Origin of the sequence: Sphingobium aquiterrae (genome assembly GCF_037154135.1) — a bacterium.
Classification (GTDB): Bacteria; Pseudomonadota; Alphaproteobacteria; order Sphingomonadales; family Sphingomonadaceae; genus Sphingobium; species Sphingobium aquiterrae.
In genome coordinates, this window is sequence record NZ_JBANFL010000029.1 from 35901 (window position 1) to 50735 (window position 14835).

The 14835-nt window shown below is 59.6% G+C and carries 16 protein-coding genes; all 16 read left to right on the forward strand.

All coding sequences use genetic code 11. The features are described from left to right. Positions 1 to 62: 62 nt before the first annotated feature. On the forward strand, positions 63 to 1061 hold the full coding sequence (locus WFP78_RS21615; RefSeq protein ID WP_336966476.1) for an alkane 1-monooxygenase: 999 nt from the start codon (positions 63 to 65) through the stop codon (positions 1059 to 1061). Positions 1062 to 1118: 57 nt separating this feature from the next. Further along, positions 1119 to 2132, forward strand: a complete 1014-nt coding sequence (locus tag WFP78_RS21620) for a 2Fe-2S iron-sulfur cluster binding domain-containing protein (RefSeq protein WP_336966477.1) — start codon at positions 1119 to 1121, stop codon at positions 2130 to 2132. A 28-nt stretch (positions 2133 to 2160) separates the two neighbouring features. Beyond that, positions 2161 to 3264, forward strand: a complete 1104-nt coding sequence (locus tag WFP78_RS21625) for an NAD(P)-dependent alcohol dehydrogenase (RefSeq protein WP_336966478.1) — start codon at positions 2161 to 2163, stop codon at positions 3262 to 3264. Positions 3265 to 3569: 305 nt separating this feature from the next. Then, on the forward strand, positions 3570 to 4955 hold the full coding sequence (locus WFP78_RS21630; RefSeq protein ID WP_336966479.1) for an OmpP1/FadL family transporter: 1386 nt from the start codon (positions 3570 to 3572) through the stop codon (positions 4953 to 4955). Between the two features lie 142 nt (positions 4956 to 5097). Continuing rightward, entirely contained in the window at positions 5098 to 6021 is a 924-nt protein-coding gene (locus WFP78_RS21635; protein WP_336966480.1) for a catechol 2,3-dioxygenase, read from the forward strand. A gap of 2 nt (positions 6022 to 6023) precedes the next feature. Further along, entirely contained in the window at positions 6024 to 6482 is a 459-nt protein-coding gene (locus WFP78_RS21640; protein ID WP_336966481.1) for a GlcG/HbpS family heme-binding protein, read from the forward strand. 26 nt (positions 6483 to 6508) lie between these two features. Beyond that, positions 6509 to 7981, forward strand: a complete 1473-nt coding sequence (locus WFP78_RS21645; protein WP_336966482.1) for a 2-hydroxymuconic semialdehyde dehydrogenase — start codon at positions 6509 to 6511, stop codon at positions 7979 to 7981. Between the two features lie 4 nt (positions 7982 to 7985). Next, positions 7986 to 8798, forward strand: a complete 813-nt coding sequence (locus WFP78_RS21650; RefSeq protein WP_336966483.1) for a fumarylacetoacetate hydrolase family protein — start codon at positions 7986 to 7988, stop codon at positions 8796 to 8798. A gap of 23 nt (positions 8799 to 8821) precedes the next feature. Continuing rightward, positions 8822 to 9760 (forward strand): acetaldehyde dehydrogenase (acetylating), encoded by a 939-nt coding sequence (locus tag WFP78_RS21655; RefSeq protein WP_126849548.1) that lies wholly within the window; start codon positions 8822 to 8824, stop codon positions 9758 to 9760. Next, positions 9757 to 10788 carry a 4-hydroxy-2-oxovalerate aldolase gene (gene dmpG / locus WFP78_RS21660; RefSeq protein WP_336966484.1) on the forward strand — a complete coding sequence of 344 codons (1032 nt, stop codon included), beginning with the start codon at positions 9757 to 9759 and terminating at the stop codon, positions 10786 to 10788. Before WFP78_RS21655 ends, dmpG begins: the two co-directional genes overlap by 4 nt. Positions 10789 to 10798: 10 nt before the next feature. Further along, positions 10799 to 11569, forward strand: a complete 771-nt coding sequence (locus WFP78_RS21665; protein ID WP_336966485.1) for a 2-keto-4-pentenoate hydratase — start codon at positions 10799 to 10801, stop codon at positions 11567 to 11569. A gap of 21 nt (positions 11570 to 11590) precedes the next feature. After that, entirely contained in the window at positions 11591 to 11782 is a 192-nt protein-coding gene (locus WFP78_RS21670; protein ID WP_336966494.1) for a tautomerase family protein, read from the forward strand. 4 nt (positions 11783 to 11786) lie between these two features. Then, positions 11787 to 12062: a 2Fe-2S iron-sulfur cluster-binding protein gene (locus tag WFP78_RS21675; RefSeq protein WP_336966486.1), complete on the forward strand. Its 276-nt coding sequence runs from the start codon at positions 11787 to 11789 to the stop codon at positions 12060 to 12062. Positions 12063 to 12351: 289 nt separating this feature from the next. Further along, positions 12352 to 12888, forward strand: coding sequence for a hypothetical protein (locus tag WFP78_RS21680; protein WP_336966487.1), 537 nt, complete (start codon positions 12352 to 12354; stop codon positions 12886 to 12888). 166 nt (positions 12889 to 13054) lie between these two features. Then, entirely contained in the window at positions 13055 to 13702 is a 648-nt protein-coding gene (locus tag WFP78_RS21685; protein ID WP_336966488.1) for a recombinase family protein, read from the forward strand. Between the two features lie 269 nt (positions 13703 to 13971). Further along, positions 13972 to 14718, forward strand: a complete 747-nt coding sequence (locus WFP78_RS21690) for an electron transfer flavoprotein subunit beta/FixA family protein (protein ID WP_336966490.1) — start codon at positions 13972 to 13974, stop codon at positions 14716 to 14718. The last annotated feature ends 117 nt before the right edge of the window (positions 14719 to 14835 follow it).

Below are 14835 nucleotides of genomic sequence, written 5' to 3' on the forward strand. Positions count from 1 at the left end.
TCGCTGGGTTTGTTATGGGAGGGCCGTGGGTCTGGCTCGGGGCCTCTACGTTTCTGGCCCTTATGACGCTGGACATCATCCTGCCGTCGGACACGGCTATGCGGCGGATTCGCTTCGGTTTTGCCGCCGATTTTCCGCTTTATCTACAGTTGCCGCTGATGCTCGGGCTCTATGCGGCCTTCATCAGCGGGGTCAATCAAGGCCATATCGACTTGAGTTCGCCCGCCCAGTTCATCGGCGCAGTTCTGAGCATCGGCTGGCTCAGCGGAGTTCCCACCCTGCCGGTTGCGCATGAATTGATGCACCGCCGACACTGGCTCCCGCGGCGCTTCGCCCAAGGTCTGTCGACCTTTTTCGGCGACCCCAATCGCGACATCGCCCACGTGACGACCCACCATCTGGAGCTTGATACTCATCGCGACAGTGACACGCCTCGGCGCGGCCAGAGTATCTATGCCTTCATCATCCAGGCGACGGTCGGCTCATATTCCGACGCCGTGCATCAGGAGGCAGAAACCCAACGCCGTCAGGGGCGGTCGGCATGGGATCTGCGCAACCGCACCTATCAACAGATAGCCTTGCTACTGCTGCTCCCGCTCGTTGTCGGCCTGACAGCGGGTCCCCTGGCCCTGGCCGCCACCCTCCTGGCCATGATCATGGCCAAGGGCCTGGTCGAGGGGTTCAACTATTTCCAGCACTATGGGCTCATCCGGGTCGAAGGCGCGCCGATCAAAATCCATCACGCCTGGAACCATCTGGGGGCTGTGGTCCGTCCGCTCGGCTGCGAAATTACCAACCACATCAACCATCACCTCGACGGGCATACCCCCTTCTACCAGCTCCGCCCCGAGCCCCAGGCGCCCCAGATGCCGTCGCTCTTTCTGTGTTTCGCGCTCGGCCTCATTCCGCCGCTCTGGTTCAACCTGATTGCCAAGCCGAAGCTGAAAGACTGGGATACTAGGTTCGCAAGCCCGAGTGAAAGGGAACTGGCGCAGCAGGCCAATGCCAAGGCTGGATGGCCACAGTGGACTCATGAACGATCGCCGCTGCCAGCCTCGTAGCATCAACGATTGATAGTCAGGATCGCCGTGTTCAGAATTCTCAAATCCAAGCCTCCGATGACCGTAACTGTGACCGACCAAGGTGTGGTCATTGAAGTCGCGCGGGGAAAAACCTTACTCGAGGCGGCACTGGTGCAGGGGTTCGGCTTTCCGCACGACTGCAAGGTCGGGACTTGCGGAACATGCCTCTATCGTCTCGATGGCGGCAAGATATCGGAGCTGACCTCTTCGGCGATGGGATTAACTCAGGAGCAGTTTCAGGCCGGATACCGACTGGCCTGCCAGACTCTGCCCAAAACCAATTTGACGATCACGCTCGACACGGCGCTGGAGCGGACCTATCCCATCGTCCAGATCGGCGGAAGAGTGGCGAGCCAGATCCATCTGACGCACGACATCGTCGAGTTGAGGGTCGACCTGGACGAGCCGATCCGCTTTCAGCCCGGCCAGTACGCCGAACTGCTGGTTGATGGCGTGGCGACGGCGCGGAGTTATTCCTTCGCCAATCCGGCCCATGCCTCTAACGCCAGCGTGCATTTCCACGTGCGGCTGGTGCCCGGGGGACAATTCACCGGCTGGCTGTTCGCTGCGTCGAGAGTGGGTCAGACGGTAACAGTGAGGGGACCCTACGGCCAGTTCGGCCTCAAGCCCGGAGCATCGCCTATCGTTTGTATCGCTGGCGGAAGCGGCCTCGCGCCGATCAAATGCATGCTCGAGGGCGCGGCTGGGGAGGCGCGGCGACGTCCAGTCACCGTGCTCTTCGGGGCGCGGACTGAGCGTGACATTTACGGTCTGGACGCCTTTGAGGCATTAAGGAACTCTTGGGAGGCTGAGATGACCTTCACCCCGATCCTATCGGCAGAGCCTGTTGAGTCCTCCTGGACCGGCCTGCGAGGATTGGTAACCGACTATATACAGACCATCCCGGACATCGACCGCGCACAGGCCTATCTCTGCGGCCCGCCGCCCATGGTGGACGCCGCCGAGTCGGCTCTGTTGAAAGCCGGGCTGACGCCCGAGCGAATCTTCGCGGACAGGTTCTTCGACAAGAGCCAAGCCGCTGCGTTCTAAGACTCACAACCACACAAGGAAGTCTCTCATGGATATCCAAGCCGCTGTCGTGCGCCAATCGGGCGGACCCTTCCTGCTCGAAGACGCCAGGCTGAACGAACCGGCCGACGACCAGATCCTGGTCAAGCTGGTCGCCACCGGACTCTGCCATACGGACCTGATCTGCCGCGACCAGCACTATCCCGTGCCGCTGCCGATGGTGTTCGGCCACGAAGGCGCGGGCGTGGTCGAGAAAGTTGGCAGCTCCGTCACCAAGGTCGCGCCGGGCGACCATGTGGTGCTGACGTTTTATACCTGCGGTCGATGCGAGGCATGCGTATCCGGTGACCCGACAAGCTGCGCGAACTCATTCTTGCCGAACTTCATGGGCCGCGGTGTGGGGGGCGAATGCACCATTCACGACCACGACGACGGCGAGTTGGGCGCAAGCTTTTTCGGGCAGTCATCGTTCGCCACCCATGCGCTGTCCTACGAGCGGAACACAATTAAAGTAAGCAAGGACGTGCCACTCGAAATTCTAGGGCCGCTGGGCTGCGGCATCCAGACCGGCGCGGGATCGGTGCTGAACGCGCTCAATCCCACCGCCGGATCTGCCATCGCGATCTTCGGCGCGGGCGCGGTGGGCCTCTCGGCCGTGATGGCTGCGGTGATCGCCGGCTGCACTACGATCATCGTGGTCGATGTGAAGGAGAATCGGCTGAACCTCGCCACCGAATTCGGTGCTACTCACGTGATCAACGCCGGGAACAGCGATCCGGTGGCGGAAATTGCGAAAATCTGCCCAGGCGGAGTCGCCTACGCCCTGGAGACCAGCGGTATTCCCGTCGTCCTCGGTCAGGCGATCGCCAGTTCGTGTATAGGCGGCGAGATCGGCATCGTCGGCGCGCCGCCCATGGGCACCACGCTTGCGGTGGATATCAACTTCCTGCTGTTCAACCGAAAGCTCAGAGGCATCATCGAAGGCCAAGCAAACTCCGAGATTTTCATTCCTCGGCTGATTTCCCTCTATGAGCAGGGCAAATTTCCCTTCGATAAGTTGATCACGTTTTACGAGTTTGATCAGATCAATCAGGCAGCGGCCGACTCCGAAGCTGGGGCCACGTTGAAGCCAGTTCTGAGAATGCCGGCGTAGCCGGAGTTTTAGGAGGTAACGCCGCCGCAGGGATGATCCCGGCGTCCGTCATCAAACCCCAACAAAGAGGAGGCCCGCAATCCCAACGCCAGCTTCCAGATATGCCTCGGGGACAAAGGGGAGGATGCCACCGTTGCGCGAAAGACGGCCTGCAACCTGAAGCTTACTTCAGTCACGAGTCAGGTTCGCAGATATTGGGACGGCGTTGCCCACGTTCAACGACAAGTTTGATGTCGACATGACAATACTCAGTCGCCCCTAGTCTTATGTCTTACGGTGAGAAAAGAGAAAATGGGAGAGGGAATATGAAACTTAAAATTATGACTGCACTGGGGCTTATAGCAGCTGGATCAGCATCGCCAGCATGGGCGACCGAAACTTTTACACTGGAGGGGTATGGCGCGATCTCGCGCGGTTTGGGCGGAGCTGCTGTCTCGCTTGACGTGGGACCTGCTGGTATCATGAGCAATCCAGCAACTCTATCACTCTCTACAGACAGTCAGGATCCCGATTCGAATTCTCAGCTGCTCATCGGCCTCGACATGATAGCACCAGATGTCAACGCCTATGATAATATTACCGGAGCGAAAGCTGCCTCACGCACGCATTCACGTAATCGCGGGCCATATTTTGCGCCGCAGCTAGCGTATATCAGGCGCTCGGGCAAATTCACATTCGGGGTCGGTGCCTTTGCGCAGGGTGGGCTTGGCGTCGAATATGGCAAGAACAGCTTTCTTTCCAACGGACTTTCGGGTGCGCCGACGGGTTTGGACATCTCGAGCCGCATGTTCGCTTTTGATATTCCTGCGGCGGTGAGCGTCAAAGTAAACGACCGATTGACGATTGGCGGCTCGATCGATGCGGTTTGGATCGGTCTGAACCTTAACGAGCAACTCCAAGCCGATCAGGTTGGATCGTTGATAGGCGGCGGGAGAGTCTCCGGTAGCCTCGGTCCGGTACTTGGTGGAATTCCCGGACTCGATGCAGTGCATTTTGGCTTAACCCGGAATAGTTTCTTGCTTAACGGCGTTGACGGCTGGGGTCTGGGAGGGCGTTTCGGCTTTACTTACAAGCTCACGCCTTCCACTACGATCGGGGGCGCATATAATTTCGAAACCAACGTTGCAGATCTGAAAGGTCGTGCGACACTGACGGCAGTGTCTACCGTCGCCGGGCAGATCCCGCTCGCCGGTAAGATCCGGGTCCGCGACTTTCAGATGCCTGCGCGGCTTTCCATAGGGATCACCCAGAGATTTGGCCCTCAGTTCTTGATCACGGCTGAGTATCAACGCGCGTTCTGGAAACATGCGATGAAGAATATCGATGTCGGATTTGAAGCCGACGCCGGTGGGGATATCAACGTTCTCCTGCCACAGAACTACAGAAACCAAGACATTGTGGCAATTGGCGGGGCCTACGAAATGGGACCTATGACGTTCCGCGCGGGTGGCCGATTTGCTTCTCAAGCAACGCCGGGAGCCACACTCTTGGCGATTGTTCCAGGTATCCCAAAATATCATGCGTCTGCTGGTATGACCTATAAACTTGGCAAACGCCATGCGATCGACTTCGCATATTCGCACGCCTTCAAAGAAAGAGTATCGAACGATGGCTTGCCCAACACCTCACAGCCGATTAGCATCACGCATTCTCAGAACAATATTTCTATTGGCTACAGGCTAACCTTCTAGACGTCGGGCACAAATTCTTTAATTCTTTTGGCTATGAGAGAGTTCCCATGATGAGCAGAGGGTGGTAATGGTGTTAAGCTCCACGACGACCCTGAGTTTATCCAAACTTTGTTACAAAATTGATCAAACAAGGAGAACTGAAGTGGCTCTGACCGGAGTGATTCGCCCTGGCTATGTGCAGCTGCGGGTTCTGGACCTCAACGAGGCGATCCAGCATTATCGTGACCGGATTGGTTTGAACCTGGTGGGCGTTGAAGGCGGGCGGGCCTTCTTTCAGGCGTTCGACGAGTTTGACCGTCATAGCATAATCCTGCGTGAAGCGGAATCGGCCGGGTTCGACCGGATGGCGTTCAAGGTCGCCAAGGATGGCGATCTCGATCATTTTGCCGAGCGTCTTCTCGATCTGGACGTCCATGTCGATGTCATACCTGCCGGTGAGGATCCCGGGGTCGGGCGAAAAATCCGCTTCAACACGCCAACCGGTCATGTGTTCGACCTATATGCAGAAATGCAACTGTCTGACACCGGACCAGCGGTGCGTAATCCCGACGTCTGGATTGCTGAGCCACGTGGCATGCGGGCGACCCGTTTTGACCATTGCGCGCTGAATGGCATAGATATTTCTGCGAGCGCCAAAATCTTTGTTGAGGCGCTTGACTTCTCGGTGACCGAGGAGCTCGTTGACGAAAGCTCGGGTGCACGCCTCGGGATATTCCTGTCATGCAGCAACAAGGCGCACGACGTCGCGTTCCTGGGCTATCCGGAAAACGGTCGGATTCACCACGTCTCTTTCAACCTCGAATCTTGGCACGACGTTGGACACGCGGCTGACATCATCAGTCGTTACGATATTTCGCTCGATATCGGCCCGACGCGCCACGGGATAACTCGAGGACAGACGATCTACTTCTTTGATCCCTCTGGCAATCGCAACGAAACGTTCTGTGGCGGCTATATTTACTATCCCGATAACCCCCGACGGATGTGGCAGGCCGAGAATGCCGGGAAGGCGATCTTCTATTATGAAAAGGCGCTCCATGATCGCTTCATGACGGTGAACACCTGATCATGGACGGCCTGGCAGTGATCAAGACGATTGGCCATGGTTTGGCGGCCGACGCAGTCTCGGCCGCTGTCGCAAAAGGCACGGAACTTGGTTGTCCGGTCGCCGCCGCGGTCATTGGTGCTGGGGGCGAACTGGTTGCATTTCTGCGTGCCAGCGGAGCCCCGTTCCCATCCACTCAGATCGCCCAGGACAAGGCCTATACCGTCGCCAGTTTCCGGATGCCAGGCCCCGAACTCTATCGGATGGTATCTGGTAATCCGGCGCTGTGCAGCGGGATTACCGCACAGCCGGGGATCGCGATGTTCGGCGGGGGGCTGCCGATCGAGATCGGCGGTGAATGTGTCGGAGCGATCGGGGTCTCCGGGGCGACCGAGGAACAGGATATTGCCTGCGCCAATGCCGGCGTCTCCGCCATCCGCGCAACGCAGCAATTAGCTGCCGAGTCCTGCCAATTAGCATAGTCAACACAAAGGCAGATCATCACATCATGTCCCTTCCCGTCACCGATACCATCCAGAACTTTATTGGCGGCTCCTTTCGCAAGGGCAGCGCGGGTAAGACGTTCGTCAATGTCAACCCTGCCACCGGGCAGCAGACAGGCCTCGTCCACGAAGCGAGCGAGAGCGACGTGGCAGATGCGGTGTCGGCGGCCAAGGCGGCGCTCAGCGGCCCATGGGGCCGGATGACCACGGTTGAAAGGGTCAAGCTGATTACCGCCGTCGCTTTCGAGATAGAGCGGCGTGCCGAAGATTTCCTCGAGGCCGAAGTTGCCGATACAGGCAAGCCCCGTCAAATAGCCTCGCATATCGACATTCCACGGGGTGCGGCAAATTTCCGAATGTTCGCCGACGTGATTGCAACCATGTCCGCAGAGTCCTTCATCACCCCGACCCCCGACGGCAGCCAGGCAATCAACTACGTGGTGCGTAAGCCAAAGGGCGTTGTCGCGGTAATCTGTCCGTGGAACTTCCCGCTGCTGCTGATGACCTGGAAGGTCGGTCCGGCGCTTGCGTGCGGCAACACGGTCGTCGTCAAGCCCTCGGAGGAGACACCGCGGACCGCAGCACTGCTGGGCGAAGTTATGAATGCTGTGGGAATGCCTGAAGGTGTTTACAATGTCGTTCACGGGTTTGGCGCAGGATCGGCCGGGGAATTCCTGACCTCCAATAAGGACGTTGATGCCATCACCTTCACCGGTGAGACCGGTACGGGGCAAGCGATCATGCAAAAAGCAGCAGTCGGCGTCCGCGATATCTCTTTCGAACTCGGCGGCAAGAATCCCGCCATCGTTTTTGCAGACGCCGATCTCGACAAGGCGATCGAGGGTATTTCTCGCTCTGTGTTCCTCAATACCGGGCAGGTCTGTCTTGGCACAGAAAGGGTCTATGTCGAGCGGCCCTTGTTCGACGAATTTGTCAGGCGTATGACGATTGCTGCCAAGGCGTTCAAGCCCGGGGCTATCGGCGACCCAGACTATCTTGGCCCGCTGATCAGCGCGGAACACCAGGAAAAGGTCCTTGGCTTCTATGCGCGAGCGGTCGCTGAAGGTGCTAATGTCGTCACCGGCGGCGGGATTCCCCGGATTGAGGGCGCTGAAGCAGGCGGCTTCTATGTTGAACCGACCCTGTGGACGGGTCTGCCACACGAGAGTTCTGTGATGCGCGAGGAGATTTTTGGTCCATGCTGCGGGGTCATCCCCTTCGATGACGAAGGCGAGGTGATCGCTCTGGCCAATGACACCGATTACGGCTTGTGTGCGACAGTCTGGACAGAGAATCTCTCGAGGGCGCACCGTGTCGCTGCAGCGATGCAGGTTGGCGTGTGCTGGGTCAATTGCTGGTTCCTCCGTGATCTCCGGACCGCTTTTGGTGGATCTGGACATTCAGGCATCGGCCGGGAGGGCGGCGGACACAGCCTCGAATTTTATACCGAATCTGAAAACATTTGTGTGAAGCTGTAAGATCATGACGATAGAAACCAGGATTGATCCTAGAATTATCCAGCAGGCAGCTGAGATGCTGCGCGGCGCGGCGGCGAGCGGAACACCGGTGGCGCCGGTGCGCGACCTCATTGCGGCGGGCGGCCTGGACGCTGCCTATGAAGTGCAAAACGCCAATACTCGCCACTCCCTCGAAAATGGCCGGCGCTTGGTCGGGCGCAAGATTGGCCTGACCTCACTCGCGGTTCAGCGGCAACTGGGTGTCGATCAGCCTGATTACGGCATGTTGTTTGCTGACATGGACGTATCCGAAGGTATCCCGATCTCGCTCGACCAGGTCATCCAGCCTAAGGTCGAGGCAGAGATCGCCATCGTTGTCGGCCGCGACCTCCCGCATCCCGACGTCACCACGGCAGAGATGATCCGCGCGGTCGAGTATGTTGTGCCGGCGATTGAGGTCGTCGACAGCCGAGTGGCCAACTGGGATATCCGTATCTGGGATACTGTCGCCGATAATGCTTCGAGCGGGCTGTTTGTGCTTGGCGCGGTCCCGCGCAAGCTTGAGGGGCTCGACCTGCGCACATGCGGAATGGTGATGGAAGTGAAGGGCGAGCCGATTTCCGTCGGTGCGGGGATAGCGTGTCTGGGCAGCCCGATAACCGCAGCGCTGTGGTTGGCGAGGGTCATGGCGCGGGTAGGACGGCCGCTGCTCGAAGGCGACGTAATCCTGTCGGGCGCCTTGGGGCCGATGGCCGGGGTCAATCGCGGTGATGTCGTAGAAGCGAGAATCAATGGTGTCGGAACGGTGCGTGCAGCCTTCGCTGCCAACGCCGGCTGACGACGGAACAGGAAGACAAAAAGATGGCCAAGATGAAATGCGCAATCATAGGCTCGGGCAATATCGGCACCGACTTGATGATCAAGCTGCTCAAGGGTTCTGACATGCTAGAACTTGCCGCAGTGGTCGGAATTGACCCTGCTTCGGAAGGGCTGGCAATGGCCCGTGAACGTGGCGTGACCACCACACATGAAGGGATTGAAGGGCTGCGCAAGCTGCCGGTCTATCCCGAGATCGGCGTCGTCTTTGACGCTACCTCGGCCTATGCTCACAAGGAACATGACGCCGCTCTGCAGCAGGACGGCAAGCTGGTGGTCGACCTGACCCCAGCAGCAATCGGTCCGTTCTTCGTGCCGCCGGTGGGTGGCGCGCTCAAAAGCGGTGTCCGCAATGTCAACATGGTCACCTGCGGGGGACAGGCTACGATTCCGATCGTGGCTGCGGTCTCGCGCGTTACTCCGGTCCATTATGCCGAAATCGTGGCCTCGGTGTCCTCGCGCTCGGCCGGACCCGGAACGAGGGCCAATATCGATGAATTCACGCGGACCACTGCGAAGGCGATCGAGGCGGTCGGCGGCGCGGGCCGCGGACGCGCGATCATTATCCTCAACCCGGCCGAACCGCCGATGATCATGCGCGACACGATCTTCACGCTGACCGACCAAGTCGATGAGGACAAAATCCGAGCCTCGGTCCAGGACATGGTGCAGACCGTCCAATCTTATGTGCCTGGCTATCGGCTTAAGCAGGAAGTGCAGTTCGAGCGGTTCGGTTCGAACCACCCCTTGAAGATTCCGGGCTATGGCGAGTTCGAGGGGCTCAAGACCAGCGTCTTTCTAGAGGTTGAAGGTGCGGGCGATTATCTGCCCAAATATTCCGGAAACCTCGACATCATGACCGCCGCAGCCAAGGCGGCTGGCGAGCGTCTCGCCCAACAGCAAATCGAGAAGGCGGCAGCATGACTTTCAATCCTGAAACCAGCAAGCTCTACATCCAGGATGTCACCCTGCGTGACGGGATGCATGCCATCCTGCACATGTACGGCACAGACAGCGTCCGCACGATCGCGAAGGCGCTCGATGATGCCGGCGTCGATGCGATTGAGGTTTCGCATGGCGATGGCCTCAACGGCACCTCGTTCAACTACGGGTTCGGCGCCCATACCGACTGGGAATGGATCGAGGCCGCTGCCGATGTCGTCAAGAACGCGGTGCTGACCACGCTTCTGGTACCGGGGATCGGTACTGTCGAGGAACTGCGGCGGGCTTACTCGCTGGGAGTGCGTTCGGTGCGGGTCGCCACCCATTGTACTGAAGCCGATGTCGCCAGGCAGCATATCGGCATCGCTCGCGATCTTGGCATGGACGTCTCAGGGTTCCTGATGATGAGCCATATGATCGATGCGGAGGCGCTGGCGCAGCAGGCGCTGCTGATGGAAAGCTATGGCGCGCACTGCGTCTATGTGACCGACAGCGGGGGTGCGCTCGACATGGACGGGGTGCGCGATCGCCTGCGCGCCTATGAACGGGTGCTCAAACCGGAAACCCAGCGCGGCATGCATGCCCACCACAACCTCTCGCTCGGTGTCGCCAATTCTATCGTCGCTGCCCAGGAAGGGGCAGTCCGGATCGATGCCAGCCTTGCCGGCATGGGTGCAGGAGCAGGTAATGCCCCGCTAGAGGTGTTCGTTGCGGCGGCCGATCGCAAGGGCTGGAACCACGGCTGCAATGTCATGGCACTGATGGATGCGGCGGAAGATTTGGTTCGCCCGCTGCAGGATCGTCCGGTGCGGGTTGATCGCGAGACACTCAGTCTAGGTTATGCCGGGGTTTACTCGAGCTTCCTTCGGCACGCAGAAAAAGCAGCCGAGCAATATGGGCTCGATACCCGCGAAATCCTGCTAGAACTTGGTAAACGGCGCATGGTCGGCGGGCAGGAAGACATGATCGTCGATGTAGCTCTTGATCTCATCTCCGAGCGAGCAGCGTAGGCAAATGGTAATGGACAGACTTGAAAGATACGCTGAAATTCTAGACGGTGCCGCGCTCAACGCTCGTGCGACTCCACAGCTGACCCATAGCGATCCAGAGTTGAGTGTGGCCGACGCATACAGGATCCAGAAGTTGTCTGTTGACCGCCGCCTGGCGCGTGGAGAGCTGCGGATCGGCGTCAAGATGGGCCTGACCAGTCGGGCCAAGATGCTGCAGGTGGGGGTTGATGAGGTTGCCTGGGGTCGCCTCACTGATGCGATGCTGATCGAAGAGGGTTCGACGATGTCGCGCGCGCGCTTCGTCCATCCCCGGGTCGAGCCGGAGGTAGCTTTTCTCATGAAAGCACCCCTGTCGGGCAAAGTAACAGCTGCGGCAGCTTTGGCGGCAGTGGAAGCGATCGCCCCGGCAATGGAAATTATCGACAGCCGATATGAGAATTTCAAATTCTCTCTTTGCGATGTGATTGCAGACAATACCTCCTCTTCCGGCCTTGTGATTGGCCCATGGAATGATCCTGCCAAGGATTTCTCCAATCTGGGCGTGATCCTCGAAATAAACGGTTTCGTTACGGAGGTTGGTTCGACCGCGGCGATTCTCGGCCATCCGCTGCGTTCGCTGGTCGCGGCGGCTCGGTTGGTCGCCGAAGCGGGAGAGCAGATCAACGCAGGCGATATCGTCATGGCGGGCGGTATTACCGCCGCGCCGAACCTTGCCCCGGGGCAGACCGTTCGCACGACGATCCAGGGCTTGGGCACCGTCATGTTCCAGGTGGAGGCGTAAGTGCCAATCATTGAGGTCAACATGCTTGAAGGGAGGTCGGCCCACGACAAGGAGAGGTTGATCCAGGCTCTGACCGACGCGGCGATCAGTTCGATCGGAGCGCCGCGTGAATCTGTTCGAGTCATTTTACGCGAAATGCCCGCGGGTCATTTTGCAGTTGGAGGTCAGTCTTTCGCGGCGAAGGCGGCTGCCAAAGCCGGAACGTCGGATTAACGCCTTGGGACAGCTGCATCGGATCCGTATTATCGGTGGCGCGGAGTTTGACTGCGGTCAAGACGAACCGGTTCTGATCGCGATGGAGCGATGCGGAGCTGATGACATCGGTGTTGGCTGCAGGGGTGGTGGGTGCGGAATTTGCCGGATCAGGGTTGTCAATGGCGACTACAAGACCGGAAAGATGAGCGCAGAAAGGGTTTCGCAAGCTGATCGGGAAGCCGGGTTTGCGCTTGCCTGTCGCCTGTTCCCCACCGGCGATCTGTTGATAGCTGTATAGGCTCGCAATGATGGGGAACTGCAATAGAGGGCGGTTTCCGGCTCGGATTATATGAGACGTTCAGGGTCGCGAGGCTCACATTGGTTGCGACGCAAATCACATTGCGTGCGACGGACGCGAGATGTTCAGCGAGCGGCGCAGGATCGCGAAGACGGCAGCAACAATGTCGCCACAGGCACGGTGCGGTCCGCACGGCCCTGGAGGACCGTGGTGATTGCAATCATCCGGCGCTGCCTGCAATCGAAGGCGATGTATTCACGAGAGTTGCAATGGAAGGGACGGATGCGGGATGATCGATGCGAGCCGGATTGCCGCCGCCATCAACCTGCGTGTCCGCCAGCTTGAGGCACAGGGTATCACCGGGATCGCCCTGGCCAATCATATGATCGGCCACATGCAGGACCTGCACGGCATCTACGGCAGCACCAGCGATAGGACGCTACGCGACCTGTGCGAGCGTTTCCCGGGATTTGAGCGCTATGCCCGGATCATGGAGGAGATGTCCGAACGCAACCAGGCCATGTTGGCCTCCGGCAACCATCCCCATGGCGAGCTGCCTGAATTGCCGGAGCGGCTGAAGTCAAAACTCGTTCATGTGCTGCGCGACGCCGGCGAACTGGAGCGCGAGCTTCAGGCAGCCGCCGATGGCGGCCACGCCGACCATGCCGGGCGCTTGACGGAAATGATGCACCTCTGGGCCGACGACCTCGCGCGACTGGTATCCGACTTCCAGTCCTCGGATTTACCGCCCGCGTCCCAGGCCTTGGTGCAACAGGTGCTCAAGGCGACGGCGGAACGGATTCAGACGTGGATGGAAACCCCGTAGCGGCTCCCGACCGCCGGAAGCCGGCGCCTGCCCCGCAAGAAAAACGGACGGTTTTCTCGCGGTCGCGCGATGCCGGCCTCGACCTCGCGCCAATGGCAAGGAAACCCGTTGTGAAAACCAGCGCAATCTTGCACCATGCCGATCATCTTTTCTGGCGAGGTGTGGATTGCTCATCGGCTATATCCGGGTGTCGAAGTCGGACGGCACGCAGACGCTGGAGCCGCAGCGCGACGCGCTGCTCGCGGTCGGCATCGATCCGTCCCGCATTTACGAGGATCTGGCATCGGGCCGGCACGATGCGCGGCCAGGTCTCACCGCCTGCCTGAAGGCGCTGCAACCGGGCAACACGCTCGTCATCTGGAAGCTCGACAGGCTCGGCCGCGATCTGCGCCACCTGGTCACGACCGCCGAGGATCTCCGGTCGCGCGGGATCGGGTTGAAGGTGCTGGCCGATGCCGGCGCGCAGATCGACACGACGTCCGCCAATGGCCGTCTCGCCTTCGGCATCTTCGCGGCATTCGCCGAGTTCGAGCGCGAGCTGATTGCCGAGCGCACCCATGCCGGCCTTGCCGCAGCGCGTGCGCGTGGTCGTATGGGCGGTCGGCCGCGCAAGATGAACCGGGCGACGCTGACGATGGCGATGGCGGCGATGTCCGATCGGGGTGCCGTCGCGGCCGATGTCGCCAGGCGGCTCGGGATTACGACCACGACACTCTATGTCTACGTCAACGGCGATGGCAGCCCCAAGGCTCCGGGGCAGGCGTTGCTCGACGCCATCCCGATGCGATCGCCAGTCCAGAACCGGACCGCGTGATGGGTGTGCTATGAAGTTATGCCAAATATTGTCGGCGCGCGGATATCGCTGAACTATGGTTTCAACGCTGTGCGCTTCATTTCGCCGGTGAGGGTCGATAGCCGAATTCGTGGGCTGTTCACGCTAAAAAACTTGAGTGAACGCAAACCCGGCAACTGGCTTGCGACGACGTTAGTGTCTGTAGAGGTTGAAAATTCACACTCACCTGCACTGAACGCCGAATGGCTAACGATGACTGTCATGGACAACGCACAAACGGAGACCCGATCGTGCTAATTTTGGTCCCTGTGAAGCGGGTGATTGATTACAACGTGAAGCCGCGGGTGAAGGCGGATGGCACGAGCGTAGATCTGGCCAATGTCAAGATGAGCATGAACCCGTTCGATGAGATCGCGGTCGAGGAAGCCATCCGCCTCAAGGAAAAGGGCGTTGCCACCGAGATCGTAGCTGTGTCGGTCGGGCCGCAGAAGGCACAGGAGACGCTGCGCACGGCGCTGGCGATGGGTGCCGACCGGGCAATTCTGGTGCAGACCGACGACGAGGTGGAGCCGCTGGCGGTTGCCAAGCTGCTGAAGGCCATCGCCTACGAGGAACAGCCGGGCCTGGTGATCCTGGGCAAGCAGGCGATCGATGACGATTCGAACCAGGTCGGGCAGATGCTTGCCGCCCTACTGGGCTGGCCGCAGGGCACCTTCGCCAGCAAGGTTGAAGTCGAGGTCGACAGCGTCAACGTTACCCGAGAGGTCGATGGCGGCCTCGAGACGGTCAAACTAGCCCTGCCGGCGATCGTCACGACCGACCTGCGTCTCAACGAGCCACGTTATGCCTCGCTGCCAAACATCATGAAGGCCAAGTCGAAGCCGCTCACCACCAAGAGCCCAGCCGACTACGGCATAGACACGGCGCCGCGCCTCAAGACGCTCAAGGTCAGCGAACCGGCCGCGCGGCAGGCAGGCATCAAGGTGCCGGACGTCGACGCACTGGTTGCCAAGCTCAAGGAAATGGGATTCGCCTGATGTCCAAGACGCTCGTTTGGGTCGAACACGACAATGCATCGGTGTGGATCGGCGTGCAAAAAGGACCCCGTTAGCGGGGTGATCGGCGTCTAAAAGGGACCCCTCATTTCGATGGTT